The organism is Pseudactinotalea sp. HY160 (genome assembly GCF_009372055.1).
GTDB lineage: Bacteria > Actinomycetota > Actinomycetes > Actinomycetales > Beutenbergiaceae > HY158.
The window spans coordinates 226935-251568 of sequence record NZ_WHMT01000003.1; the positions used below are offsets into that span (position 1 = coordinate 226935).

Genomic DNA, 24634 nt, shown 5'->3' on the forward strand with positions numbered 1-24634 from the left:
TCAAGGTCCTTCGAGGGCCTTCACGGCCTGCGGTAGAAGGGGGGCTCCCGGACCCGCATGACCTGCTCCCGGCCACGGACGTCGACCGTGAGCTCGCTGCCCACCGGGACGGGCCGCTCGCAGCGCGCGAATGCGATCGGGTGACCGAGCGTGGGCGAGAGGGCCCCGGACGTGATCCGCCCGATCCGTCTCCCGCCCGCCAGGACAGCGTCGCCGGGCCGCGCCGCGCGGCGTCCCTCGCCCGCGAGCGCGACGAGGCTCGTGGTCTCCCCGGCCCGTTCGACGAGTGCCGCTAGGCCGACGAACTCCCGCCCGAGGTCGACGAGGCGCCCGAGGCCGGCGCCGGCGGGGGTGAGGTCCCCGGTCAGCTCGTTGCCGTACAGGGCCATCCCCGCCTCGAGGCGGAGGGAGTCGCGGGCGGCGAGCCCGCACGGAACGAGCCCGAGCGGCTCGCCGGCCGCGAGCAGTCCCTCCCAGATCGCGACGGCGCTCGCCGCGGGCACGGCGAGCTCATAGCCGTCCTCGCCGGTGTAGCCGGTGCGGGCGAGCAGCACCGGCACAGTCGGCCCAGTGGGCGGTCGGGCCACGGCCTGGGCGCATCGGAATGGTCGCATGGCGAGCGCCTCGGCGGGCACGAGCCCGGCGAGGGCCCGCGCGGCGGCCGGGCCCTGCACGGCGATGAGGGCGCGGTGGCTCGTGCGATCGACGACCGTCGCCCGCAGCCGCCGGGCGGCCGCGGCCAGGCGATCGCCCACGCGCACCCGGTTCGCGGCGTTGCACACGATGAGCAGGTCGTCCGAGGCGAGGCGGTAGACGATGAGGTCGTCGACGATCCCGCCGTCCGGCCCGACCATGATCGTGTAGCGGGCACGGCCGGGCTCCAGGTTCGCGATCCGGGAGACGAACGAGCACTCCCCCAGCCTGGCCGCGTCGGGACCGTGCACCTCGAGCTGGCCCATGTGCGACAGGTCGAACGCGCCGGCCCGGGTGCGCACGGCGGCGTGCTCGGCCAGCTCGGAACCGAACCGCAGCGGCATCTCCCAGCCGGCGAAGCCGGTCATCGTGGCGCCGGCTCGTGCGTGCGCGGCCGCCAGCGGGCTCCTCAGGGCGCTCGCGGGTGGCTCCTCGTCGCCCGCGCGGGGCGGTGGATGGGCCACGGCGGCGTCCCCGTCAGGGCTTGACCGCGAGCACCGGCGTCGGCGAATCGAGCAGGATCCGCTGAGCGTTCGAGCCGAGGATGAGCTTGCCCGTGGGCGAGCGGCGACGCAGCCCGATCACGATGAGGTTCGCGTCGCTCGTCTCGGCCACGCGCAGGAGTTCCTCGGCCAGGTCCTCGCTGCGGACCGGTTCCCGGATGTCGCCGCTCACGCCCGCGTCCGCCAGCGTCGCCCTCGCCTCCGCCGCGGTGGCGGAGACGTCGACCGGTTCCGGTCCCTGGATCGGGTACACGAGGACCACGAGGTCCTCACCGCGGAGCCCGGCCTCGGCGATGCCGCCCCGCAGCGCCGCACGCCCTTCGTTGTTTGCGAGGAATCCGACCACGACAGCCATGAGCACGCTCCCTTGTCTCGATGACCAAACCCTAGCGGTCCGGGCGGTGTCACGGCTGCCGTTCGCCCTCCTCGACGCCGCGGACCCATCCCGGCGGGATCCGCGCGTCCAGCATTCGACGCAGGAGCACGGCCAGCCGGTAGCCGGGGTCGACGCGTTCGGCCTCCGCGAGGAGCAGGTCGCAGCGCGCGCCGTCGCCGACCCACCACGCGAGCCAGGCGGTGACGGTCCAGGCGGGCGGGGAGGACTCGACGCTCGAGTGGCGGATCGTGTTCTCGAGGAGGGCCACGGCCCGGTCGATCGGGCCGGACTCGGGCGGCTCCGCAGCGCCGAAGGCCGCGTCGACCGCCTCGGGCCGGGCGAGGGCCTCCTCGACGCCGCAGCGGCCGGCGGCGGCGGTCACGACGGCGTCCCGCACGGCCCGGTCGGTCAGTCCGGCGAGCAGGAGGCCGTACCGTGCCGGGCTCGGTTCCGGTGCCCCCTCGGCGAGGGCGTCGTCCCAGGCCCGGGCGCTGCGCCGTCGCCACGCGGAGCGCCGGCCCGCCCCCGACTGCCGCGCGAGTTCCTCGACCCGGGCCGCGCAGGCCGCCTGGGCGCGGGAGGCCGCCGGGGCGCTGTCGGCCCGCACCCGCACGAGGGCGGCGCGGGTGGGGGCGACGCCGTGGCCGTGGACGACCATGGCCGCGGCGATCGCGGTCGAGTCGAGTTCGCCCCGCCCGCGGCCGTTCGGCGGGCAGGCCGGGTCGTGGGTGCACTCGAGGCAGTACCAGCGCGCGCCGGAGACGAGGTAGCAGCGGCCGGCCGAGGTGCGCGGGTCGCGCCGCCACGGGGCCAGGACGCGGCGGGCCCGCTCGAGCGTCGCCGGTTCGCCGGCCTCGGCCGGGTCGCAGTAGGCGAGGAGCCAGGCGGCCACGCAATGCTCGGCGCTCAGGTGACCGGTGATCTCCGAGAGCAGGGTCCGCTCGAGCCGGGGATCGGCCAGGTCCGCCAGATCCATTCGGGCGACGAGGCCGAGGCCGACGCGGTCCGGGCCGTGTCGGCGCACCGAGAGCACGACGAGGGAGTTCTCGGGCCGGAAGCCGAGCCGGTAGGGCACGTAGGCGACGACCTCGGCCGGGTCGTCGAGGTCGAGGGTGTGGACGTCGGTGTCGATCATGGGCCCAGCCGATCACGGCGGCCCCCGGCGGCGTCTCGGCCGGCCCCGAGGCTGTGGATCGGCACGCATCGCGGGTCCGTTGTGGAGGGAGGGCCTCCGGGGCCGGGCCGACGGCGGGCCTGCGGCCGCGTAGAGTGCGGGGTGTGAGTGACGTGGACGGGCCCGTGTGGCTGGATGACCTTCGTTCCGCCGTGGCGGCACGCGTGGCCACGACCATGACCGAGACGCACGATCGATTCGCCGGGGTGGGCGGCGAGATCGACGACCTGTTCACCGTGTCGGCCCCCCTCCTCGCCCGCGGCAAGCGGCTCCGCGCCGCGTTCCTGGCGGCCGGGTGGCGCGTGTTCTCGGGCGAGCCACTCGCCGCCGCCGAGGTCCGGGCGGGCTCGGGCCTGGAGATCTTCCAGCTGGCCGCCCTCGTCCACGACGACCTCATGGACGGCTCCCTCACGCGCCGCGGCCTGCCCGCGAGCCACCGGCGGTTCACCGCGCTGCACGAGGAGCGCGGCATGATCTCCGACCCGGAGCATTTCGGTGCGGCAGGCGCGATTCTGCTGGGCGACCTGCTGCTCGTCGCGGCGAGCGCCGATCTGCACGCCGCGATCGCCCTGCTCGACCCCGCCCGGTACGCCTCCTCGGCCGCGCTGGTCGAGACCATGATGGCCGAGGTCACGATCGGTCAATACCTCGACATCTACGCGCAGTCGGCGCCGTGGTCGGATGATCCCGCCGTCGAGCTCGACCGGGCCCGCCGGGTCATCCGCTCCAAGTCCGCACGGTACTCGGTGGAGTACCCGCTCCGCCTCGGCGCGGCGATGGCCGGGGCCTCCGCCGCCGAGTCCGACGCGATCGGCACGGTCGGCCTGCCGATCGGCGAGGCCTTCCAGCTCCGCGACGACGTGCTCGGCGTCTTCGGCGATCCGCACGTCACCGGCAAGCCCGCGGGCGACGACCTGCGTGAGGGCAAGCGGACCGTGCTCGTGACGCTCGGGATGACGCTCGCGGGCCCCGCCGAGCGCGACACCCTCCGCCGGGCGCTCGGCCGGGCCGACCTGGGGCCGGCCGAGGTCGATCGCGTCCGCCGGATCCTCACGGACACGGGCGCGCAGGCCCAGGTGGAGGAGCTCATCGCGGAGCGGCTGGCGACCGGCCGGGCGGCGATCGACGCGCTCGGGGCGGACCCCGAGGACGCCGCCCGGCTCCGGCACCTCGCGGACGCCGCGGTCACGCGCACGCACTGACCCCCACGCCGGGCCACGGTGGGCACCGGTGGCACCAGTGGCCACCGGTGGCACCGGCGACCGCTCAGCCGACCGTCTGGGCCAGCCTGCGCACGGTCGTCGTGCGGCCCTGGTGCAGGGCCGCCAGCGGGCTCGCTCCGAGTTCGGACCGCTCGGCGAAGAGCCAGTCGACGATCTCCCGATCCGTCAGCCCGGCGTCGGCGAGCACGATGATCGTCCCCCGCAGTGCGGGCAGCGGCGCCGGCCCCTTCGGGTGACCCGCGGGGAGCAGGAACTGCGCGGGCACGGACCGGATCGCCTCGGTGCCGACCGGGATCGCGAGCAGGGCCCGATCCGTGATGAGCGTCCGCACCCGCCGGAGCGGGAGCTCGAGCATCTCGGCGACGTCGGGGACGGACGTCCAGGTCGGCGTGGTCATGTCCGGGAGTTCCGCAGCTGTGGTCACCGGCCCAGGCTACGGGTTGTGCGCATTCTCGTTAGCCACTACTGTCACACCCGTCTCATACATCACGTTCGGCACACCCGTCCCGGCCCAACGGCGGCGTGTCGCCGCATTCGTAAGGAGTGCTCATGGCCCGCGCCGCTGCTCGACGGACCCCTGCCCAACGCTCCACTCCGCGCGGGACGACGCTTATGACCGCGGCCGGCGCGATCATCGGCGCCACGGCCGTCTCGCTCACCTACGCCTCACCCGCGTCGGCGGCGCCCGCCCACGAGGCGCCGCGGTCCGTCCCGCCGGCCTTCGTTCGCTCGGCGCCGCAGCACGTCCCGACGACGACGCCGACGACGCCGACCGCCGCGACCCGGGCCGTGAGCGCCGTGCCGACCGCGAAGAAGCCGGGCACGATCACGCACCGGGTGGTCGCCGGCGACACGGTCTGGGCACTCGCGAAGACCTACCGCAGCTCGGTCCCCGCGATCGTCCGCGCCAACGACCTCGATCGTTCGGCCCTCATCCGCATCGGTCAGCGGCTGACGATCCCGGCCGGCAGCACCCCGGCGACCTCACCCCGGCAGCCCGCCCAGAAGCCGTCGACGTCCGCCCCCTCGACGGGAGCCTCGTCGGCCGCCAAGCACAAGGTCGTCTCCGGCGACACCGTCGGGGCGCTGGCGATCCGGTACTCCTCGAGCGTCGGCGCGATCGTCCGGGCGAACCGGCTCAACGCCGCGGCGATGATCTACGTCGGTCAGACCCTGACGATCCCCGGCTCAGCGGGCGGTTCGACGACCGCCGCGCCCCCGTCCTCGCCGTCCTCGGGCGGCTCGGGGTCCTCGACCTCCACGGGAGCCTCGTCGGCCGGCAGGCACAAGGTCGTCTCCGGCGACACGGTCGGGGCGCTGGCCCGCAACTACGGATCGACCGTCGCGGCGATCGTCAAGGCGAACGGCCTCAATTCCGCCGCCACGATCTACGTCGGTCAGACCCTGACGATCCCCGGCTCCGGCGGCGGCTCAGGCTCGTCGCCGGCCGGCGCGGATCGACCGCAGCTCGTGCCGAACACGTTCCTGCACTACACCTACCCGGACGACGTCGTGCGCGCCGCCAACGACAACAAGTACGCCCTGCTGGCGATGAACGTGCCCTCGAGTTCGCAGCTGCGCGACCTCATCCGTTCCACCGCCCGCCAGTACGGCGTGGACCCGGCCCTCGCGCTGGCGATCGCCCAGCAGGAGTCCGGGATCAACCAGCGGGCGGTCTCCCCCGCGAACGCGATCGGCACGATGCAGGTGATCCCGAGCACGGGCGCGTGGATCGGCGGGATGGTCGGACGCGAGCTCAACCTGCTCGACGCCCGGGACAACGTGACCGCCGGGGTGCGCTTCATCAAGTGGCTCACCGACCACGCCGACAGCACCGACGAGGCGATCGGCGGCTACTACCAGGGGCTCGGGTCGGTGCAGAAGTACGGCCTGGCCTCGGACACCCGCTCCTACGTCGCCAACGTCACGAGCCTCATGACACGCTTCGGCTGAGGCGGGAGTCCCGCCGGGCGGCGCCGTAGACTGCGCACGTGGCGACCACTGTGACAGATCCTCTGATCGGCCGGCTGATCGACGGTCGCTACGAGGTCGTCGCCAGGATCGCCCGCGGCGGGATGGCCACGGTCTATCGCGCCCGCGATCGCCGGCTCGACCGCGAGGTCGCGCTCAAGCTCATGCACCCCCACCTGGCGGAGGGCACGGACGTCGCGGCCCGGTTCCGGCGGGAGGCCCGTGCGGCCGCCCGGCTCGCCCACCCCGGCGTCGTCCAGGTGTTCGACCAGGGCAGCGAGGGCGAGACGTCCTACCTGACGATGGAGTACGTCGAGGGCACGAACCTTCGCCGACTGCTCGGCCGTGCGGGCGCCTTGAGCGTGGGCGTCGCCCTCGACGTGACGATCGCGATCCTCGACGCCCTCGCGGCGGCCCACCGGGCCGGGTTCGTGCACCGCGACATCAAGCCCGAGAACGTGCTCGTCGCCACGAATGCGGGTGCCGGCGGGGTCGGCGGCATCAAGGTCGCCGACTTCGGCCTCGCCCGGGCCGCGACCGAGGCGACCGCCGCGAGCACCGGCACCCTGCTCGGCACGGTCGCCTACCTGGCGCCGGAGATCATCACCGACGGCCGGGCGGATGCCCGCGCGGACGTCTACGCCGTCGGGGTGCTGTGCTACGAGCTCCTCACCGGCCGGCAGCCCTTCGAGGGCGAGACCGCGATCCAGGTCGCCTACCAGCACGTGCACGAGGACCTGCCGGTGCCGAGTTCGCAGGCGCCGGAGCTGCCCCGTGAGGTCGACGAGTTCGTGGCGACCCTCACGGCCCGGGACCCGGCCGATCGACCGGCCGGCGCCGGTGCCGCCCTCGACCTCGCGCTCGAGTTGCGCCGTCGGCTCGACGCCGACAGTCTCGCCGTGCGCGCCGACGTCCCCGGCAGCGACGAGGGGCCGGCGGACGACGCGACCCTCGCCCTCGCCGACGGTCGCGAGGGGGGCGGAACGATCGCCCTCCCGATCGGGGCCGTCAACCCCGAATCCGCGGGCGCCGGCGCCGGGGACACCGCCGCGCTGCCCCGCCGGCGGCGGCGGTGGCCGGTCCTCGTGCTCCTCCTGCTCCTCCTCGTCGCGGCGCTCGGGGCCGGCGCCTGGTGGTACTTCGAGCACGGCCCCGGCGCGTACACGACCGTCCCGGAGGTCGCGGGCGGCGATGCGGCGAGTGCGGCCTCCGCGCTCGAGCTCGCCGGCCTGCGCAGCGAGACCGAGCGCGCCTATTCCGACGACGTCGCCCGCGGCCGGGTCATCACCACGGATCCGGCGGCCGGCACCCGCGTCCTCCTGGACGCCGAGGTCACGCTCGTGCTCTCCGACGGCATCCGCATGATCGAGATGCCCGAGCTCACCGGGCTCGACGAGGAGGGCATCCGCTCCGCCCTGGCCGAGGCCGGCTGGGACGGCGAGGCCGGCGCGCTCACGCTCGCGGCGGACTGGAGCACCGAGGTCGAGGCCGGCCGCTATCTCTCCGGTGGACCCGATCCGGGAACGTCCCTGCGCCACGACGAGGCGCTCGCGCTCACCCTCTCCGGCGGGCCCGCGCCCGTGACGATCATCAACGTCGAGGGCTCCTCCGCCGAGGAGGCCCGCGCCGACCTCGAGGAGACGGGCCTCGTCTACGTCGAGGCGGAGGAGGCGGAGTTCTCCGACGACGTCCCCGCCGGGAACGTACTGAGCCAGGAGCCCGCGGCCGGCAGCGAGGGCCACGAAGGCGACGAGGTGACCGTCGTGCTCTCCCAGGGCCCCGAGCTGTTCGAGGTGCCCGGCGTCTTCGGCAAGCGGTTCGAGGCGGCGAAGGCGATCCTCGAGGAGGCGGGCTTCGAGGTCGAGCGCAGCAACGCCCTCGGCGGCCTGCTCGGCCTCGTGCAGTCGCAGTCCGTGGCCGCCGGCGAGATGAAGCCGCGCGACACCGTCATCGTGCTCACGGTCGTCTGACGGCGCTCCCCCGCCTCACCTCTGATAGTCGTAGCGTTCCTCCCGCCACACCCCGCCGTGGCGGTGATAGCCGTGGTCCTCCCAGAACCCGAGATCCGGATCGCCCGGACGCAGGTAGTTCCAGCCGCGGAGCCACTTGGGCCCCTTCCACGTGTACAGCTGCGGAATGACCAGGCGCAGCGGCGCGCCCCGTTCGAGGCTCAGGGGGACGCCGTCCAGGTGCGTGGCGAGGATCGCCTCGCCCGAGGCGAGCTCCTCCAGGGGCACGTTCGCGGCGTAGCCGAACTCGGCGAACACGAGCGCGGAGGTCACCCCCTCCGCGGCCGGCGCGAGCGCGACCATCGCGGCGGCACTCACCCCGGACCAGTGCTGGTCGAGCACGGTCCAGTGGGTCGCGCAGTGCATGTCGGCCACCCGCTCCAGCGCCGGCAGGGCGAGCACCTCGTCGAGGCCGAGGACACGCTCCCGCCCCGAGCGGGTCGCCCCGCCCACGGTGAAGGTCCACGGCCGCCGCGCCGGCTTGGGCACGGGCCCGTAGTGCATGATCGGCGCCTCGGCCCGCACCCGTTGCCCGGGCGGGACGCGCCGTCCCGCCCACGGGGATGACTCACCGGGATCGCCGGGGACAATGGGCATCGCTCAGCTTTCGCGGAGCATCTCCGCCACCAGGAAGGCCATCTCGAGGGACTGCTGGTGGTTGAGCCGGGGGTCCACGAGGGTCGTGTAGTTGCGCGTGAGGCCGAGGTCGTCGATCGCCTCGGTCCCGCCGAGCACCTCGGTCACGTCGTCACCGGTGAGCTCGACGTGCAGCCCGCCGGGAACGGTGCCCAGGGAGCGGTGCACGTCGAAGAACCCGCGCACCTCGTCGATCACGTCGCTGAACCGGCGGGTCTTGTAGCCGTTCTCGGAGGTGATGCCGTTGCCGTGCATCGGGTCGCAGATCCACGTGACCGGGCGGCCGTCGGCCGTGACCTCCTCGACGAGCGTCGGCAGGACGTCGCGGATCCTGCCGGCACCCATGCGCGTGATGAAGGTGAGCCGGCCGGGCTCGCCGTCGGGGTTGAGCCGGTCCATGAGCGCGATCGCGTCGGCGCCGGTCGTGGTCGGGCCGAGCTTGACCCCGAGCGGGTTGCGCACGCGCGAGAAGAACTCGACGTGGGCGCCGTCGAGCTGGCGGGTCCGCTCCCCCACCCACAGGAAGTGCCCGGAGCACGCGTACGGCTCCCCGGTGCGGGAGTCGACCCGGGTCAGGGGGCGCTCGTAGTCGAGCAGCAGGCCCTCGTGCGAGGAGTAGAACTCGACGGTCTTGAGGGCGTCGAAGTCGGCGCCAGCGGCCTGCATGAACCGGATCGCCCGGTCGATCTCGCGGGCGAACGCGTCATAGGCCGAATAGGACCGGTTGGCCATGAAGCCCCGGTTCCACTCGTGCACCTGCCGCAGGTCGGCGAAGCCGCCCTGCGTGAACGCCCGGATGAGGTTGAGGGTCGAGGCCGAGTTCCGGTAGGCCTCGAGCAGCCGGTGCGGATCGGGCATCCGGGCCTCGGGGGTGAACTCGAACCCGTTGATGATGTCGCCGCGGTAGGCCGGCAGGGTGAGGCCGTCGCGGGTCTCGGTGTCGGAGGATCGCGGCTTCGCGAACTGCCCCGCCATCCGGCCCATCTTGACGATCGGCATCGACGCGCCGTACGTGAGCACGACCGCCATCTGCAGGATGGTCTTGACCTTGTCGCGGATGTTGTCGGCCGTGAGCTCGGCGAAGGTCTCGGCGCAGTCGCCGCCCTGGAGCACGAACGCCTCGCCGCGGCCCGCCGCCGCCATCCGCTCGCGCAGTCGGTCCGCCTCGCCGGCGAACACGAGCGGCGGCTGCTGGGAGAGCTCGACGCTCACGCGGGCGAGTTCACCGGCGTCCGGCCAGGAGGGCTGCTGGTGCGCGGTCAGGTCGCGCCACGAGTCCAGGCCGGCGAGCACCTCGGAGGAAGAATCTACGGTCACGCCCCCAGCATAGGTGCTGACCCGCGCGGCACCGACCATCGTCCGTACGCGGTCGGCTTCGGTTCCCGCGCGGAACCGGCCGGTCGCCGTCAGTGGGCGGCGGCGGGGGCGTGCGCCTGGCCGATCCCGGCGAGGAGCTCGGTGAACCACGGCTCGTCGATGTCGAAGGCCTTTCCGCCGGCGATCCGCGGGAACTCGATGACCCGCAGTTCCTCGCCCCGCTCCTCGTCGTGGCCGACGACCCCGGCGGTGCCGGCGACGGCGGCCTCGACCGCCACCTCGACCATGCTCGCGATGAGGGCGAGGTCGGTCGCGTTCGCCTTGGCCGAGCGGGAGAAGTAGCCCGACTTCTGCACCATGGTCTTCTCGGCGCCGATGAGCTGGGCGAACCGGTCGGCGAACCAGGCACCGGGGTTGATCGTGTCGAGCTTGACGTGCCCGAACGGGTCCCGCTGCACCTCGACGCCGGCGGCCTCGAGCTCGGCGATGATCTCCGGCACCCCCGCCCCCTCGGACAGGAAGATGTTCACGTTGCCGATCTCGTCCATGATCCCGCGCAGCCGGTCGGCCTCGGCGTGCATGTCGATGGCGAGCTCGGGCAGGAACACGGCGTGGACGTCCCAGCGGTCCTTGGTCAGGCCCAGGTCGGGGTTCCACTCCTGGGTCTCGAGCCAGTCGCGGTAGTCGCGCGCGGCGGCGGCGGTGAGCCAGCCGCAGTGCCGGCCCATGACCTCGTGCACGATGAGCATCCGCGGGTTGGAGCGGTGCTCGCCGATGATGTTCTGGGCGTAGACGGAGGCCTGCTCGGCGGCGGTCTGGGCGCCGAGGGACTGCCGGATCGGCACGATGTCGTTGTCGATCGTCTTCGGCAGGCCCACGACCGTGAGGTGATGGCCGTTGTTCTCGAGATACTCCGCCAGGCTCGCCGCGGTGATGTTCGTGTCGTCGCCGCCGATGGTGTGGAGCACGTCGACGCCGTCGGCGCGCAGCTGCTCGGCCGCGACCTGCAGCGGGTCCTGGCCCTCGCGCACGAGGCCGCGCTCGACGAGGTTCTTCGCATTGGTCAGCTTCACGCGGGAGTTCCCGATCGGGCTGCCGCCGAAGTCGTGCAGCCGGGCGGCGTTCGCGCGCGCCTCGGGGGTGATCGTGACCGAGTTGCCCGTGAGCAGGCCGTGGTAGCCGTACTGGTAGGCGATGATCTCGACATCCGGGTACTTCTCGGTGTAGCGCTCGATCAGGCCGCCGACGGCGGAGGACAGGCACGGGGCGAAGCCACCGGCCGTGAGCAGCGCGACCTTGCGGATAGCGGCAGACATTGAACACCTTTGCTTTGGGAGCTGGAGACGTCCCCATCCTATTGGGCGCTGCAACCGCGCCCGAAGCCGGCTCCGTCACGGCCCATGCGCGCATGGCGCCCGCACCCCCGGTCCGGTTAGTATCTGCGCATGGACGCAGATAGCAAGGTGGTCGAGTCGCCGGACGAGGCCGAGTTGCCGGACGAACAGGTGGAGTTCGCGGTCGAGGTCTTCCGGATGCTCGCCGACGGCACGCGGATCCGGCTGCTGTGGTCCCTGCGGGAGGGGGAGCTGTCGGTCGGCGACCTCGCCGGGCGGGTCGGGAAGTCCGGCCCCGCGGTGTCGCAGCACCTGGCGAAGCTGCGGATGGCTCGGATGGTCCGGACCCGCCGCGAGGGGAACCTCGTGTTCTACCGGGTGGATGACGCGCACGTCGCAGACCTGGTGCGCGACGCCGTCCACAACGCCGAGCATGCGGCCGACGGCGTCCCCGCCCACCACCGCCCCGAGGCACGCGACCTCGCCGCGATCCGGCGAGAGGCCATGCGGTGACCGCCCCGCCCGGCCACGCCGAGGGTGCGACCGGGTCCAACCACGGGTCCGGTCACGATCACGGTCGCGATCACGGTCGCGATCACGGTCACGGTGACGACCACGGGTCCGGTCGACGGCGGCGACTCGCCCACGCGCTGCGGCCGCACTCCCACGACGCCGCGGATTCGATCGACCCGGCGATCGAATCGAGCGCCCGCGGCATCCGCGCGGTCAAGATCGGCCTCGCCGGGCTGGGCCTCACCGCAGCCGCGCAGCTGGTCATCGTCTCGTTCTCGGGATCGGTCGCCCTCCTGGCCGACACGATCCACAACCTCTCCGATGCCCTGACAGCGGTACCGCTGTGGATCGCGTTCGCGCTCGGCCGCCGGGCGGCCACGCGACGCTACACCCACGGCTACGGCCGCGCCGAGGACCTCGCGGGCCTCGTCGTCGTCGCGATGATCGCCCTGTCCGCGCTCATGGCCGGCTGGCAGGCGGTCGAGAGACTGCTCCACCCGGCCCCGGTCCAGGACCTCGGTTGGGTCGCCGCCGCCGGGCTATTCGGCTTCCTCGGCAACGAGGCCGTGGCCCTGTTCCGGATCCGTGAGGGCCGGGCGATCGGCTCGGCCGCGCTCGTGGCCGACGGCCTCCACGCCCGCACCGACGGCTACACCTCCCTCGCCGTGCTCGTCGGAGCCGGCGGGGTGGCGCTCGGATGGTCCTGGGCCGATCCGGTCATCGGCCTGGTCATCACCGTGGCGATCCTGCTCGTGCTGCGCACCGCCGGGCGCGACGTGCTCCGCCGGCTCATGGACGGGATCGATCCCGAGCTGGTCGACCGGGCCGAGGCGACCGTGCTCGCCGTCCCCGGCGTCGTCGCGGTTCCCGGGCTCCGGATGCGGTGGATCGGTCACGAGATCCGCGCCGAGGCCGACGTGGACGTCGACGCCGGAGCGAGCTTGTCCGCGGCGCACGAGATCGCGCACCGCGCGGAAGCGGCCCTCCGCGACGCCGTCCCGAGACTGTCGCGGGCGATCGTGCACGCCTACCCCGCGCGCCCGGCCGGGCACCGCGAGGACCATCCCGACGACCGTTCGAACGGCCGATGAGCCGCCGCGCGGTACCCGGCGACCACCGGCACGATTAGGCTGGGGCCATGGTGAACGACGGCGGCGAGGGAGCGCTCCCCGGTGGGCCCGACGAGCCCGACCGGCTCGAACGGCCCGATGGGGCCCGGGCGGGATCGGACGACCTCGCCCACGAACAGGCGCCCGAACCCGGCGACCCGCGCGAGCGCCTGCGCGACGCCCGCACCCGTGCGGAGATCGACGCGGCCTTCGCCGAGATCACCGCGGAGCTGGGCCCGAGCGGGCTCACGCCCGCGGCGATCCAGCCCGGGCCGGAGAACGCCTCGGACCTCGGCGGCCCGCGCGATTTCAGCGTCGCGCCCGAGCCGGAGGGGTACGAGCCACCGGAGCCGGACCCGATCGACGTCTCCGACCCCTTCCTCGTCTCGGCCTGGGTGGCCACGGTCGGCGGCCCGCTCGCGCTGCTCGTGTTCGCGATCCTGTGGCCCTCGGCACCGGCGATCGCCTGGATCTCCGGCATCGTCGTCGCCGTGCTCGGGGGGCTCGTCCTGGCCAGGCGGCTGCCACGCCACCGCCGCGAGGAGGGCGACGACGGGGCCGTCGTCTAGACGAAGGTCCTGCAGCATCGCGACCGCCGGGTAGGGTGGTGCGCATCACATCCTGAGCCCGTTGGAGTCCTAGTGGAAACTACGTCCGTGCCGCTCCTGGTCGAGACGCCGTCCGAACTCTCGATCGGCGACCTCCTGGCCGATCATGCCGCGACCGACCCCGGAAAGGTCCTGCTCGAACGGCAGGAGAACGGCGCCTGGCTGCCGATCACGGCCGCCGAGCTGCACCGGAGCGCGACCGACATCGCCCGCGGGCTCATCGCCTCGGGTGTCGGGCCGGGCGACCGGGTCGCGATCATGGCCCGGACCCGCGCCGAATGGACGATGCTCGACTTCGGGATCTGGTACGCCGGCGCGGTCTCCGTGCCCGTGTACGAGACCTCGTCGGTCGACCAGACCGCCTGGATCCTCGCGAACTCATCGACCAAGGCGATCGTCGTCGAGAACGCCACCCACGCCGAAGTCGTCGAGGAGGCCCGAGCGGACGTCCCCACGCTCGAGCACGTGTGGCAGATCGAGGCGGACGGGATCGAGGCGCTGCGGCAGGCGGGCGCCGACGTGACCGCGGATCAGGTGCGCGAGCGCCGCGACGCCGCCCGCCTCGACGACCTGGCCACCATCATCTACACCTCCGGCACGACCGGGCGACCCAAGGGCGCCGAGCTCACCCACGGCAACTTCGTCGAGCTCTCCCGGAACGCGCTCGGAGCGCTCGGCCCGGCCATCCTCGGCCCGAACTCGCGCACGCTGTTGTTCATGCCGCTGGCGCACGTCTTCGCCCGGTTCGTCGAGGTGCTGTGCATCGCGGCGGGCAGGCCGGTCGGCCACACGCCGGACACGGCCACGCTCATGGCGGACGTCGCCACGTTCAAGCCGACGTTCATCCTCTCCGTGCCCCGGGTCTTCGAGAAGGTGTACAACGCGTCGGAGGCGAAGGCCGCGGCCGGCGGCAAGGTGAAGATCTTCCGGTGGGCGGCTCAGGTCGCCGGCGACTACTCGCGGGCGCTGGACGCCCCGGGCGGCCCCGGCCTCGGACTGCGCCTGCGGCACAGGCTCGCCCACGCCCTCGTGCTCAAGAAGATCGCCGAGGCCCTCGGCGGCCGGGTCGACTTCGCGATCTCCGGCGGCGCCCCGCTCGGGGAGCGGCTCGGCCACTTCTTCCGGGGCGTCGGAATCCAGGTGCTCGAGGGCTACGGCCTGACCGAGACGACGGCGCCGGTGAGCGTCAACGTGCCCGAGGGTGTCAAGATCGGCACCGTCGGCCCCGCGCTGCCGGGGATCAGCCTGCGGATCGACACCGACGGGGAGATCCTCGCCCGGGGCATCGCCGTGTTCCAGGGCTATCACGACAATCCCGAGGCGAGTGCCGCCGCCATCGAGGACGGCTGGTTCCACACCGGCGACCTGGGCGAGCTCGACGCGGACGGCTACCTGCGGATCACGGGCCGGAAGAAGGAGATCATCGTCACCGCGGGCGGCAAGAACGTCGTCCCCTCGGCCATGGAGGACGCACTGCGCGGGCATCCGCTCATCAGTCAATGCATCGTCGTGGGCGATCAGCGTCCGTTCATCGCCGCACTCCTGACCCTCGACGCGGAGATGCTGCCCTCCTGGCTCGCCAACAAGGGGCTGCCGGAGCTGACCGTGGCGGAGGCGGCCGAGAACCCGGAGGTGCTCGCCGCGCTCGATCGGGCGGTCGCCCGGAACAACAAGCACGTGTCCCGCGCCGAGTCCATCCGCAGGTTCGAGGTCCTCACGAGCGACTTCACGATCGCCAACGACTACCTCACCCCGTCTCTCAAGGTGAAGCGCTCCCGCGTGCTCGCCGACTACGCCGGCATGATCGACGCCCTGTACGAACGGGCCGCCGCCGAGCGCCACACGGAGACCGGCCGCTAGACCCCGCGGCAGGCCGCCCGCCACCCGAGGTCGGCGTGTCGGCGTGTCGGCGGCGGCTCGTACCCTGGCGGCCATGACCAACCTGCTCACGCCACCGCCGGGCCGGCACGTTCCGGGTACCACGGACGTCTCGGACGGGCTCGAGGTGCAGCCGGGCGCGGTGGCACGGCAGCTGAGTTTCGAGGATCTGGGCCCGCCCCTGTCCGAGGTGACGTTCGTGGTGGTCGACCTCGAGACCACCGGGGGCTCGGCCACGGCCGATGCGATCACCGAGATCGGCGCGGTCAGGGTCCGGGGCGGGGAGGTGCTCGGCGAGTTCGGCACGCTCGTCGACCCGGGGCGGCCGGTCCCGCCGATGATCACGGTGCTCACCGGGATCACGAACACGATGCTCGTGGGCGCCCCACCGATCGGCGAGGTGCTCCCGGCGTTCCTCGAGTTCGCGCGCGGGGCGGTCCTCGTCGCGCACAACGCCCGCTTCGACGTCGGGTTCCTCCGAGCGGCGGCGCGGGTGATGGAGCTGCGCTGGCCCGGCCCGCAGGTGGTCGACACGGTGCAACTGGCACGAGCCGTGGTTCCGAAGGACGAGGCGCCGAACCACAAGCTCTCGACCCTCGCCCGACTCTTCCACGCCACCATCGAACCCGACCACCGGGCGCTGACCGACGCCCGGGCCACGGTCGACGTGCTCCACGCCCTGCTCGAGCGCCTGGGCTCGCTCGGGGTGACCCATCTCGACGACCTCGCCACCGCCACCGATCCCGTGCCGCCGGCGCGACGCCGGAAGGTCTCGCTCGCCGACGGGTTGCCGTCCGCTCCGGGGGTCTACCTCTTCCTCGGCCCGCGGGAGGAGGTGCTCTACGTCGGCACCGCCACGAACCTCCGCCGGCGGGTGCGTCAATACTTCACCGCCTCCGAGAAGCGGCGGCGCATGGGAGAGATGGTCGACCTCGCCACCCGCGTTCGCGTGGTCGAGTGCGCCACGCCGCTCGAGGCACAGGTGCGCGAGCTGCGGCTCATCGCCACGCACGCACCGCCGTACAACCGCCGCTCCAAGCGGCCCGATCGGCTGCCGTGGCTGCGGTTGACCGACGAGGCCCTCCCACGGCTGTCGATCGTGCGCTCGGTTCCCGCGGGGGCGGTGGCCGTCGGCCCCTTCGCCTCCCGGCAGTCGGCCGAGCAGGCCCTCGAGGCGGCCACGGGCCTCGGGCTGCGGGGTTGCACCGACCGCCTGCCGCGGCTCCCCATCGCCGGCCGCAGCCCGTGCATGCTCGGGCAGATCGGCCGCTGCAGCGCTCCGTGCGCCGACGAGTCGGCGGCCCTGACCTATCCCGAGGTGGTCGCTGCGGCCGCGGCCGCCCTCACCACGGACCCGGAGCCGGTGGTGAGCGAACTCCTGCGGCGGATGGGAGAGCTCGCCGCCGGCGAGCGCTTCGAGGAGGCGGCGGTGCTGCGCGACCAGCTCGTCGCCCTGCTGGGGGGCATCCGGCGCTCCCAGCGCCTCGATCCACTCGTGCGTGCGTCGCAGGTGATCGCCGCCCGGTGGGTGCCGCCGAGCGAGCACACCTGGGTCGCGCGCGGCACTCGGGCGGCCGCGGAGGCACGGGGCGGCTGGGAGTTCATGATCTCCCGGTACGGTCGGCTGTGCGGAACCGCGTTCGGCCCGGCCGGCCTCGACCCCATGCCGGTGGTCTCCGCCCTCGAGGCCACCGCCGCCCACGTCGATCCGCCGACCGGTCGCGGCGGCGCCGCCGACGTGCCGGAGAGCGAACTGCTGCTCACGTGGCTCGAGCGTCCCGGCGTGCGGCTCATCGCATTCGATTCACCCGACGGCGGATGGGCCGCGCCGATCCGGGGTGGCGCCCACTGGCTCGATCGCGTGAGCCCGTGAGTCCGTGAGTCCGTGAGAGTCCGGACCGGACCCGTGCGCCGGGCCGACGGGCCGGTGTGCGGTGCGGGCGGCCCGCACGGCATGATGGACCCACCACTACGTCCCAGGAGGCAGACATGCTCACCGCCATCGCGCTCATCGACACCGAGGCCGACCGGATCCCCGAGGTGGCTCAGGCCGTCGCCGAGATCCCCGGCGTGAGCGAGGTCTACTCCGTCACCGGAGACGTCGACCTCATCGCCATGGTGCGCGTGCGTGAGCACGAGGAGCTCTCGGGCATCATCGCCGACCGGATCGGCAAGGTCGACGGCGTCCTGCGCACCCAGACCTACATCGCCTTCCAGGCCTATTCCCAGCACGACCTCGAGGCCGCCTACAACCTCGGACTCGACTAGCACGCCCGGCTCGCTCCCCGTCCGGCACAGCGTCGCGGCTCAGCGCTGCGAGGCGCTCACCCAGGCGGCGAGGACGTCGGCCGCGGCACCCTCGTCGAGGCTCGCGGCCGCGTGCCCGAGGCCGGCGGTGAGCCGCTCCGGCAGGGTGCCCTCGCGGGTGCCGGGCAGGGTGGCGTCGGCGACGAACGCGGCTGCGGCGTTGAGCATGACGGCATCGCGAACTGGACCGCCCTGCCCGGCGAACAGCCTGCGTGCCACGGCGGCGTTGAACGTCGGATCACCGCCGCGCAGGTCGTCCAGGGTGGCCGGGGCGAGCCCGAGGTCACGGGCCGGATCGATCCGGCCCGGCACCACGACACCGCCGGTCGCCTCGGTCACCTCCCACACGTGTGCGGGAGAGGTCGGCGACAGTTCGTCGAGGCCGTCGTCGCTGCGGAAGACCAGGGTGTGATTGCCCCGCTCGGCGAACACCCCCGCCATGAGCGGAGCCATCCGCTCGTTGCCGACCCCGATCGCCCCGGCCCCGGGCCGGCCCGGGTTCGTCAGCGGGCCCAGCACGTTGAAGGCGGTGGCGACCCCGAGCCCGGCCCGCGCGGCGGCGGCGTGCCGGAACGCCGGGTGGAACTGCTGGGCGAAGAGGAAGGTGATCCCGACCTCGTCGACGAGCTCGGCCGCCCGCTCGGGCGTGAGCCGCAGCTTGATCCCGAGCGCCTCGAGCACGTCGGCACTGCCGCTCGCCGAGCTCGCCGCCCGGTTGCCGTGCTTGACCACGGGCAGTCCCGCACCGGCCACGACGAGCGCGGCCATCGTCGAGATGTTCACGCTGCGGTGCCGGTCTCCTCCCGTGCCGACGATGTCGACCGTCCGGGTCGAGGCGACCGCGACCGGCACGGCGTGCGCGAGCATCTCGTCCGCGAGGCCGCGCAGTTCCGCGACGGTCTCGCCCTTCGCGGCCAGCGCCACGAGGAACCCGGCGAGGGCGATCGGGTCGGCCTCCCCCCTCATGACCCGGCGCATCGCCCACGAGGTCTGGTGCGCGCTCAGGTCACGGGCCGCGATGAGATCGGTGATCAGGCCCGGCCAGGTCAGGGCGGCGGGGGTGTCCGCGCTCATGAGCGCTGCGTCGTCCTCGCGCGAAGCTGCTCCGCGACGGCCTCCTGCAGAACGACCGCATCGAGCGGATAGGAGACGACGCTCTCGGCCTCGCTCCACGAGGCGAGCCAGGCGTCCTGCTGGCGGGCGATCGTCACGAGCACCGGCGGCAGTGCGAAGACCTCGCTCTTGAGCGTGCGGGTGAGACCGAGGCCGCCGACCTTTCCGGCCTCGCCGTCGAGGATGAGCAGGTCGAACGTCTCGTTCTCCACCCGTGAGACCACGGCGGCGGCCGTGGCGGTCTCGGTCCACTCGATCCGCGGGGTGTCGATCGAGGCGCGCCGTCCCACGAGGGTGCGGATCTCGTCGCGGGTGGCCCGGTCATCGCTGTAGAGCAGGATGCGCGCGGGTTCGTTGTCCGGAGTCGGGGTGGTCTCGTGCGCGGCGGTCATGACTACCTTCTTCTCGTTCTGGGCCGCGAGCTCGGGCCCCGGGGATACGACATCCACACCCTAGTGCTTCCCGGGCGCCGCCCGCCCTCCGAGCGGTCGGCGCGTGGACGGGCGAGCGATCGCCTCCGCGGCCGGCGACGGCCGGCGCACGTCGCTCCCGAACGTGACACGGACCACCCGAACGCCGGCACCGGGGTTGCTCCGGGGCGACCTGTGGGGTCCGAACGGGGGTCCGAACGGCCCCTTGCTGACACGACGTCGGCGTGTCGTGCCGAGATCTGCGCCGGAATGCCGCCGAATCGAAGTTCGGGCGTGGTGCTGGCCCCAAGCACTCCCAAGAGACGCCATAATGACAGGGTGTCGTCTGCAACTGGCGCTGTGCGCACTCCAGTCACCGTGAACCGCCCCGACCTGACCAAGGTCGGGGTGATCGTTTGGCTGTCCAGCGAACTGATGTTCTTCGCCGGACTCTTCGCCATCTACTTCAGCCACCGCTCGGTGGCCGGGGCGGAGGTGTTCAACGATGCCCACAGTCAACTCAACGTGGTGTTCTCGACCGCGAACACCACCGTGCTGGTGCTGTCGTCGGTGACGTGCCAGATGGCCGTGTGGGCGGCGGAGCGACTCCAGCCGCGCCGCATGGGAACGCTGTTCCAGGTGAACAAGTGGGGCATGAACGAATGGCTCACCCTCACCTACGTCATGGGCGCCTTCTTCGTCGGCGGGCAGATCTTCGAGTACGCCGAGCTCGTCGACCACGGCATCAGCATCCAGAACTCCAGCTACGGCTCGGCGTTCTACCTGGCCACGGGCTTCCACGGCCTCCACGTGCTCGGCGGCCTCATCGCGTTCCTCTACCTGCTCGGGCGTTCGTTCGCGACCAAGCGGTTCAACCACCACGACGCGAGCAGCGCGGTCGCCATCTCCTACTACTGGCACTTCGTGGACATCGTGTGGATCGCCCTGTTCGGAACGATCTACATCCTCCCGTACTTCACCTAGGCCGCCCGTAACCCCTCGACCATCGCCACCGCGCGACCCGATTGACCTCGTACCCCGCTCATCCGATTGATCCCAGAGGACGACGAAACGTGACAGCTTTAGCCAAGGGCAGACGACACCGGCTCGCGCCGGCCGTGCTCATGATGCTGGCTTTGATGCTGGTCGGCGTCGGCTACGCCGTACTGAGCCCCAGCTCCGCCCAGGCCGACCCACTCAGCAACGCCAGCGCCGAGGAGGGCCAGCGGCTCTTCGTTGCCAACTGCGCCACCTGCCACGGCCTCGACGCCGAGGGCGGTGAATACGGACCCTCCCTCATCGGAGTGGGTGCCGCATCGGTGCACTTCCAGGTGACGACCGGCCGGATGCCGATGGCCGAGCACGGCCCGCAGGCGCCCACCAAGCCGCCGCAGCTGACCGACGCCCAGGCACTCGACCTCGCCGCATACATCGCCGAGCTGGGCCCCGGGCCGTCGATCCCCTCGGACACCCAGGTCGACCCGGCCAAGGGCGATGCCGCCGCCGGTCACGTGCTCTTCCTGACGAACTGCGCGATGTGCCACAACGCCGTCGGCGCGGGTGGCGCCCTGACCCACGGCAAGGAGGCCCCGCCGCTGGACGAGGCCACTCCCACCGAGATCTACGAGGCCATGCTCACCGGTCCGCAGGCGATGCCCGGATTCAACGACGCCGTCGTCACGCCGGACGAGAAGCGCGACATCATCTCCTACCTCATGACCACTCGCGAGGCGAACCCGGGTGGGTTCTCACTCGGCTCCATCGGGCCGGTCTCCGAGGCCGTGTGGGTGTTCGTCATCGGTATCGGCGGGCTCATCGGCGCAGCCGTGTGGATCGGAGCACGTTCCTCATGACCAAGGATTCCCTGCAGACCACCGACGCCGACGGCGGCGACCTCACTCCCCCGGGCTTCTCGAATCCCGGGATGGAACCGCACCGTCCGCGCCTGAGTGACACCTCCCCGCGGGGCGCCAAGCGTGCCGAGCGGCAGGTCGTCTTCATCTTCACGATCTCGATCCTCGCCACGATCGGCGGGATCGTCGGCTACTTCGCGTTCCCGCTCGACGGCGTCAAGCTGTTCAACGTGCGGATGTCCACCCTGAGCATCGGCGCGGGCCTGGGCATCGGGATGCTCGGCATCGGAATCGGTGCGATCCACTGGGCCAAGTCGCTCATGGACGACCGGGAGAAGTCGGAGCCCCGGCACCCGATGGTCTCGGACAAGCCGACCCGCACGGAGGCACTCGAGATGCTGCGGGAGGGGATCTCGGAATCGAAGATTGCCCGCCGCCCGCTCCTCAAGGGCGCACTCGGCACCGCCGTGGCGATCGCGCCGCTCACGTTCCTCGTGCCGCTCATCGGAAACCTCGGCGGCGACTGGGACGTGGAGAAGTTCAAGCGCACCGCGTGGCGGCCCGTCGAGAACGGCAACCCGGAGCACTATCACGAGGGCAAGTACCGGTACATCACGGTCGACCCCTCGAACCGCAAGCTCAAGGCCTCGGACATCACGAACGGCAACATCGTGCACGTCCTCCCCGCGGGCCTGCACGACGATCCGGACTTCCTGACCGAGAAGGCCAAGGCGGCGGTGATCCTCGTCCGCGTGGATCCCGAGATCATCACTCCCCTGCCCGGGCGCGAGGACTGGACCTACGAGGGCATCATCGCCTACTCGAAGATCTGCACCCACGTCGGCTGCCCCGTGGCGCTGTACGAACGCACGACGCACCATCTGCTGTGCCCGTGCCACCAGTCCACCTTCGATGTGACCGACCACGCCAAGGTCGTCTTCGGGCCGGCCAAGCGCGCGCTGCCGCAGCTGCCGATCGCGGTCGACGACGAGGGCTACCTCTACGCGATGGACGACTTCGACGAGGCCGTCGGCCCGAGCTTCTGGGAGCGTGAGCGATGAGCACGAACATCGACCTGAGTAAGGCCGAGCCCACGCTCGACTTCCTCGACGAGCGCGTCGGTGCAGCCGGGATGATCAAGGGTCTCGCTCGCAAGATCTTCCCCGACCACTGGTCGTTCCTTCTCGGCGAGATCGCCCTCTACAGCTTCATCGTGCTGCTCCTGTCGGGCACGTTCCTCACGATGTTCTTCGTGCCCTCGATGGCCGAGACCGTCTACCCGACCGACGCACTGCCCACCTCGCTGCAGGGGATGGAGATGTCCGAGGCCATGGCCTCGACCGTCCACATGTCCTTCGAGGTGCGCGGCGGCCTGCTCATGCGCCAGATCCACCACTGGGCCGCGCTGCTGTTCATGGCCGCCATCACGGTGCACATGCTGCGGATCTTCTTCACCGGAGCATTCCGCAAGCCGCGCGAGCTCAACTACCTCGTCGGCTTCTCGATGCTCGTGCTCGGCATGCTCGCGGGCCTCACGGGCTACTCCCTTCCCGACGACGTGCTCTCCGGCAACGGCCTGCGCATCCTCGAGGGTGTGGTCCGCTCCATCCCGATCCTCGGCTCGCGCCTGAGCTACATGATCTTCGGGGGCGAGTTCCCCGGCGACGACATCATCAGCCGCATGTTCACCGTGCACATCCTGCTCATCCCCGGGATCATCCTGGCGCTCATCGCCGTGCACCTGTTCCTGGTGTTCTGGCAGAAGCACACCCAGTACCCCGGGCCCGGCCGCACCAACAAGAACGTCGTCGGGTTCCCACTGTTCCCGATCTACACCGCGAAGGCCGGCGGCTTCTTCTTCATGGTGTTCGGAGCGCTCGCCCTCATGGGGGCGTTCATGAGCATCAACTCGGTGTGGGTCTACGGTCCGTACGACCCGGGGCTGGTCTCCGCCGGTGCTCAGCCCGACTGGTACATGCTGTTCCTCGAGGGGTCGCTGCGCCTCATGCCCGGCCAGACCGAGTTCGTCATCGGCGGGTACACGCTCTCGCTCAACGTGCTCATTCCGGGTGCGATCGTGCCCGGGGTGCTCATCACGTTCTTCGGTGCGTACCCGTTCATCGAGCGGCTCGTGACCAAGGACACCGGCGAGCACCACATCCTCGACCGGCCCCGGAACGTTCCCACCCGCACCGGGCTCGGCGTGGCGGTTCTCGCCGCGTTCTTCGTGCTCCTGGGGGCGGGGGCGAACGACATCATGGCCACCCACTTCCACCTCAACCTCAACGAGATCACGTGGGCCTTCCGAGTGCTGTTCTTCGTGCTCCCGGTGGTCTCGTTCATCGTGACGAAGCGGATCTGCCTCGCGCTCCAGCGCAAGGATCGCGAGGTCGTCCTGCACGGCCACGAGACGGGGACGGTGCGCCGTTCCCCGGAGGGCCGCTACTACGAGGTGCACGAGCCGCTGTCGGAGTACGAGATCTGGGCCCGCGTCAGCCACCACGTCTACCGGCCGGTGGAGATCGAGCCGGCGGAGGACTCCAACGGCGTCGCCCGGCCCGGCTACAAGCGCGACCTGCGCCGCCGGAACCTGTCCCGCTGGTTCTTCGAGGACAGGGTCGAGCCCGTCTCCGCCGCCGAGTATGCCCAGGCGCGTGCCCACCACGACGCCGGACCGAACGCGATCGAAGTGAGCGAGGAGCCCACGGAGATCTCGCGCTGATCCCCATCAGCGCCCGTGACGCCGCGACAACACCGGAATCTTCTCGAAGATGCCGGTGTTGTCGCGGTTGTGACACCCAATCGAGAAGGAGAAACGATGGCTAAGTACACGCTTCCGGAACTGCCCTACGACTATGCGGCCCTGGAGCCTCACATCTCGGCCAAGATCATGGAGCTGCATCACGACAAGCACCACGCGGCCTACGTGGGCGGCGCGAACACGGCGCTCGACAAGCTCTCCGAGGCCCGCTCGGCCGGCGACCTCGCCGCCGTCAACCTGTACGAGAAGAACCTCGCGTTCAACCTGGGTGGTCACATCAACCACACCGTGTTCTGGAACAACCTCTCCCCCGAGGGTGGCGGCGAGCCCGAGGGCGAGCTGCGGGCGGCGATCGACGAGTACTTCGGTTCCTTCGATGCCTTCCAGAAGCACTTCGCGACCAACGCGGCCGGGATCCAGGGATCCGGATGGTCCGTGCTCGGCTGGGACACCCTCGGCCAGCGGCTCTCGATCTTCCAGCTCTTCGACCAGCAGTCGAACGTGCCGGTGAGCATCCAGCCGGTGCTCATGCTCGACATGTGGGAGCACGCGTTCTACCTGGACTACCTCAACGTCAAGGCGGACTACATCAAGGCGTTCTGGAACATCGCCAACTGGCAGGACGTCGCCGCCCGGTTCGAGCGCGCCCGCCAGGGCGGCTCCAGCCTCGCCTGAGACGCCGCACGACACCGGCGCATACGAGACACCGGCCGGCACGCCGCCGCGGGCTTCATCCCCGCCGGCTGTCCCGGAGGTGACGAGGAGGGCCCCCACCACACGGTGGGGGCCCTCCTCGCATGTCTGGATGCCTCGAGGTAGCCAGACTCGGCCGGCCCTGTCCGAGGA

General features: G+C 71.9%; 23 protein-coding genes. 14 read left to right on the forward strand and 9 right to left on the reverse strand.

Going from position 1 to position 24634, the window contains the following annotated elements:
- Window positions 1–20: 20 nt before the first annotated feature.
- Genes gcvT through GCG21_RS05345 form a run of 3 tightly spaced genes read right to left on the reverse strand, consistent with a single transcriptional unit; the run spans window position 21 to window position 2707 of the window.
- A complete protein-coding gene (gcvT, locus tag GCG21_RS05335; protein ID WP_370517307.1) occupies window positions 21–1157 on the reverse strand; it encodes a glycine cleavage system aminomethyltransferase GcvT in 1137 nt (378 codons plus the stop codon).
- A 13-nt stretch (window positions 1158–1170) separates the two neighbouring features.
- The gene (locus GCG21_RS05340; protein WP_152818211.1) at window positions 1171–1551 is read right to left on the reverse strand and encodes a universal stress protein; all 381 of its coding nucleotides are present in this window, start codon (window positions 1549–1551) and stop codon (window positions 1171–1173) included.
- A gap of 49 nt (window positions 1552–1600) precedes the next feature.
- The gene (locus GCG21_RS05345) at window positions 1601–2707 is read right to left on the reverse strand and encodes a DUF4192 domain-containing protein (protein WP_152818212.1); all 1107 of its coding nucleotides are present in this window, start codon (window positions 2705–2707) and stop codon (window positions 1601–1603) included.
- 143 nt (window positions 2708–2850) lie between these two features.
- Here GCG21_RS05345 and GCG21_RS05350 point away from each other — a divergent pair, with 143 nt between their 5' ends.
- The gene (locus GCG21_RS05350) at window positions 2851–3948 is read left to right on the forward strand and encodes a polyprenyl synthetase family protein (RefSeq protein WP_228760154.1); all 1098 of its coding nucleotides are present in this window, start codon (window positions 2851–2853) and stop codon (window positions 3946–3948) included.
- 64 nt (window positions 3949–4012) lie between these two features.
- Here GCG21_RS05350 and GCG21_RS05355 read toward each other — a convergent pair whose 3' ends face one another.
- Window positions 4013–4393: an Rv2175c family DNA-binding protein gene (locus GCG21_RS05355; RefSeq protein WP_228760153.1), complete on the reverse strand. Its 381-nt coding sequence runs from the start codon at window positions 4391–4393 to the stop codon at window positions 4013–4015.
- Window positions 4394–4581: 188 nt separating this feature from the next.
- Here GCG21_RS05355 and GCG21_RS05360 point away from each other — a divergent pair, with 188 nt between their 5' ends.
- On the forward strand, window positions 4582–5922 hold the full coding sequence (locus GCG21_RS05360) for a LysM peptidoglycan-binding domain-containing protein (RefSeq protein ID WP_152818213.1): 1341 nt from the start codon (window positions 4582–4584) through the stop codon (window positions 5920–5922).
- Between the two features lie 38 nt (window positions 5923–5960).
- Window positions 5961–7910: a Stk1 family PASTA domain-containing Ser/Thr kinase gene (pknB, locus tag GCG21_RS05365; protein ID WP_370517308.1), complete on the forward strand. Its 1950-nt coding sequence runs from the start codon at window positions 5961–5963 to the stop codon at window positions 7908–7910.
- Window positions 7911–7925: 15 nt separating this feature from the next.
- Here the strand turns inward: pknB and GCG21_RS05370 are convergent, their stop codons facing one another.
- From GCG21_RS05370 to GCG21_RS05380, 3 genes are read right to left on the reverse strand one after another with little or no spacing between them, the layout of a single operon-like run.
- Window positions 7926–8546 carry a molybdopterin-dependent oxidoreductase gene (locus GCG21_RS05370; protein ID WP_152818214.1) on the reverse strand — a complete coding sequence of 207 codons (621 nt, stop codon included), beginning with the start codon at window positions 8544–8546 and terminating at the stop codon, window positions 7926–7928.
- A 3-nt stretch (window positions 8547–8549) separates the two neighbouring features.
- Complete coding sequence (locus GCG21_RS05375; RefSeq protein WP_152818215.1) at window positions 8550–9941, reverse strand: class II 3-deoxy-7-phosphoheptulonate synthase; 1392 nt, start codon at window positions 9939–9941, stop codon at window positions 8550–8552.
- 50 nt (window positions 9942–9991) lie between these two features.
- Complete coding sequence (locus GCG21_RS05380) at window positions 9992–11218, reverse strand: pyrophosphate--fructose-6-phosphate 1-phosphotransferase (protein WP_152818216.1); 1227 nt, start codon at window positions 11216–11218, stop codon at window positions 9992–9994.
- A gap of 129 nt (window positions 11219–11347) precedes the next feature.
- On the opposite strand from GCG21_RS05380, the gene GCG21_RS05385 reads away from it, so the two are divergent.
- From GCG21_RS05385 to GCG21_RS05415, 6 genes are all read left to right on the forward strand, one after another.
- Entirely contained in the window at window positions 11348–11749 is a 402-nt protein-coding gene (locus GCG21_RS05385) for a metalloregulator ArsR/SmtB family transcription factor (RefSeq protein WP_152818217.1), read from the forward strand.
- The gene (locus tag GCG21_RS05395; RefSeq protein WP_370517309.1) at window positions 11746–12840 is read left to right on the forward strand and encodes a cation diffusion facilitator family transporter; all 1095 of its coding nucleotides are present in this window, start codon (window positions 11746–11748) and stop codon (window positions 12838–12840) included. Before GCG21_RS05385 ends, GCG21_RS05395 begins: the two co-directional genes overlap by 4 nt.
- Before the next feature lie 47 nt (window positions 12841–12887).
- Window positions 12888–13427 (forward strand): hypothetical protein, encoded by a 540-nt coding sequence (locus GCG21_RS05400; RefSeq protein ID WP_152818218.1) that lies wholly within the window; start codon window positions 12888–12890, stop codon window positions 13425–13427.
- 72 nt (window positions 13428–13499) lie between these two features.
- On the forward strand, window positions 13500–15326 hold the full coding sequence (locus GCG21_RS05405) for a long-chain fatty acid--CoA ligase (protein ID WP_370517310.1): 1827 nt from the start codon (window positions 13500–13502) through the stop codon (window positions 15324–15326).
- Between the two features lie 73 nt (window positions 15327–15399).
- Window positions 15400–17217, forward strand: coding sequence for a DEDD exonuclease domain-containing protein (locus GCG21_RS05410; RefSeq protein ID WP_152818219.1), 1818 nt, complete (start codon window positions 15400–15402; stop codon window positions 17215–17217).
- A 116-nt stretch (window positions 17218–17333) separates the two neighbouring features.
- Complete coding sequence (locus tag GCG21_RS05415; RefSeq protein WP_152818220.1) at window positions 17334–17612, forward strand: Lrp/AsnC family transcriptional regulator; 279 nt, start codon at window positions 17334–17336, stop codon at window positions 17610–17612.
- A 39-nt stretch (window positions 17613–17651) separates the two neighbouring features.
- Here the strand turns inward: GCG21_RS05415 and trpD are convergent, their stop codons facing one another.
- Both trpD and GCG21_RS05425 read right to left on the reverse strand, forming a co-directional pair.
- Window positions 17652–18725: an anthranilate phosphoribosyltransferase gene (gene trpD, locus GCG21_RS05420; protein WP_152818221.1), complete on the reverse strand. Its 1074-nt coding sequence runs from the start codon at window positions 18723–18725 to the stop codon at window positions 17652–17654.
- Window positions 18722–19156 (reverse strand): response regulator transcription factor, encoded by a 435-nt coding sequence (locus tag GCG21_RS05425; RefSeq protein WP_152818222.1) that lies wholly within the window; start codon window positions 19154–19156, stop codon window positions 18722–18724. Before GCG21_RS05425 ends, trpD begins: the two co-directional genes overlap by 4 nt.
- 357 nt (window positions 19157–19513) lie before the next feature.
- Between GCG21_RS05425 and GCG21_RS05430 the strand changes: the two genes are divergently transcribed.
- The 5 genes from GCG21_RS05430 to GCG21_RS05450 all read left to right on the forward strand — a co-directional run bounded on the left by GCG21_RS05430 (window position 19514) and on the right by GCG21_RS05450 (window position 24463).
- Window positions 19514–20158: a heme-copper oxidase subunit III gene (locus GCG21_RS05430; RefSeq protein WP_370460203.1), complete on the forward strand. Its 645-nt coding sequence runs from the start codon at window positions 19514–19516 to the stop codon at window positions 20156–20158.
- Window positions 20159–20247: 89 nt separating this feature from the next.
- Complete coding sequence (locus tag GCG21_RS05435) at window positions 20248–21027, forward strand: c-type cytochrome (protein WP_153877857.1); 780 nt, start codon at window positions 20248–20250, stop codon at window positions 21025–21027.
- The gene (locus GCG21_RS05440) at window positions 21024–22088 is read left to right on the forward strand and encodes a ubiquinol-cytochrome c reductase iron-sulfur subunit (RefSeq protein WP_152818224.1); all 1065 of its coding nucleotides are present in this window, start codon (window positions 21024–21026) and stop codon (window positions 22086–22088) included. Before GCG21_RS05435 ends, GCG21_RS05440 begins: the two co-directional genes overlap by 4 nt.
- Window positions 22085–23749: a ubiquinol-cytochrome c reductase cytochrome b subunit gene (locus GCG21_RS05445; protein ID WP_152818225.1), complete on the forward strand. Its 1665-nt coding sequence runs from the start codon at window positions 22085–22087 to the stop codon at window positions 23747–23749. The genes GCG21_RS05440 and GCG21_RS05445 overlap by 4 nt, the downstream gene beginning before the upstream one ends.
- A gap of 96 nt (window positions 23750–23845) precedes the next feature.
- On the forward strand, window positions 23846–24463 hold the full coding sequence (locus GCG21_RS05450) for a superoxide dismutase (RefSeq protein WP_152818226.1): 618 nt from the start codon (window positions 23846–23848) through the stop codon (window positions 24461–24463).
- Window positions 24464–24634 lie beyond the last annotated feature (171 nt).

Excerpts from the sequence above, each read along its gene's own strand:
- trpD (WP_152818221.1), bottom strand. The coding sequence starts at position 18,725 with ATGAGCGCGGACACCCCCGCCGCCCTGACCTGGCCGGGCCTGATCACC.
- GCG21_RS05360 (WP_152818213.1), top strand. The coding sequence starts at position 4,582 with ATGACCGCGGCCGGCGCGATCATCGGCGCCACGGCCGTCTCGCTCACC.
- GCG21_RS05425 (WP_152818222.1), bottom strand. The coding sequence starts at position 19,156 with ATGACCGCCGCGCACGAGACCACCCCGACTCCGGACAACGAACCCGCG.
- GCG21_RS05375 (WP_152818215.1), bottom strand. The coding sequence starts at position 9,941 with ATGGTCGGTGCCGCGCGGGTCAGCACCTATGCTGGGGGCGTGACCGTA.
- GCG21_RS05385 (WP_152818217.1), top strand. The coding sequence starts at position 11,348 with ATGGACGCAGATAGCAAGGTGGTCGAGTCGCCGGACGAGGCCGAGTTG.
- GCG21_RS05415 (WP_152818220.1), top strand. The coding sequence starts at position 17,334 with ATGCTCACCGCCATCGCGCTCATCGACACCGAGGCCGACCGGATCCCC.
- GCG21_RS05450 (WP_152818226.1), top strand. The coding sequence starts at position 23,846 with ATGGCTAAGTACACGCTTCCGGAACTGCCCTACGACTATGCGGCCCTG.
- GCG21_RS05410 (WP_152818219.1), top strand. The coding sequence starts at position 15,400 with ATGACCAACCTGCTCACGCCACCGCCGGGCCGGCACGTTCCGGGTACC.
- GCG21_RS05400 (WP_152818218.1), top strand. The coding sequence starts at position 12,888 with ATGGTGAACGACGGCGGCGAGGGAGCGCTCCCCGGTGGGCCCGACGAG.
- GCG21_RS05445 (WP_152818225.1), top strand. The coding sequence starts at position 22,085 with ATGAGCACGAACATCGACCTGAGTAAGGCCGAGCCCACGCTCGACTTC.
- GCG21_RS05340 (WP_152818211.1), bottom strand. The coding sequence starts at position 1,551 with ATGGCTGTCGTGGTCGGATTCCTCGCAAACAACGAAGGGCGTGCGGCG.
- GCG21_RS05370 (WP_152818214.1), bottom strand. The coding sequence starts at position 8,546 with ATGCCCATTGTCCCCGGCGATCCCGGTGAGTCATCCCCGTGGGCGGGA.
- GCG21_RS05380 (WP_152818216.1), bottom strand. The coding sequence starts at position 11,218 with ATGTCTGCCGCTATCCGCAAGGTCGCGCTGCTCACGGCCGGTGGCTTC.
- GCG21_RS05440 (WP_152818224.1), top strand. The coding sequence starts at position 21,024 with ATGACCAAGGATTCCCTGCAGACCACCGACGCCGACGGCGGCGACCTC.
- GCG21_RS05345 (WP_152818212.1), bottom strand. The coding sequence starts at position 2,707 with ATGATCGACACCGACGTCCACACCCTCGACCTCGACGACCCGGCCGAG.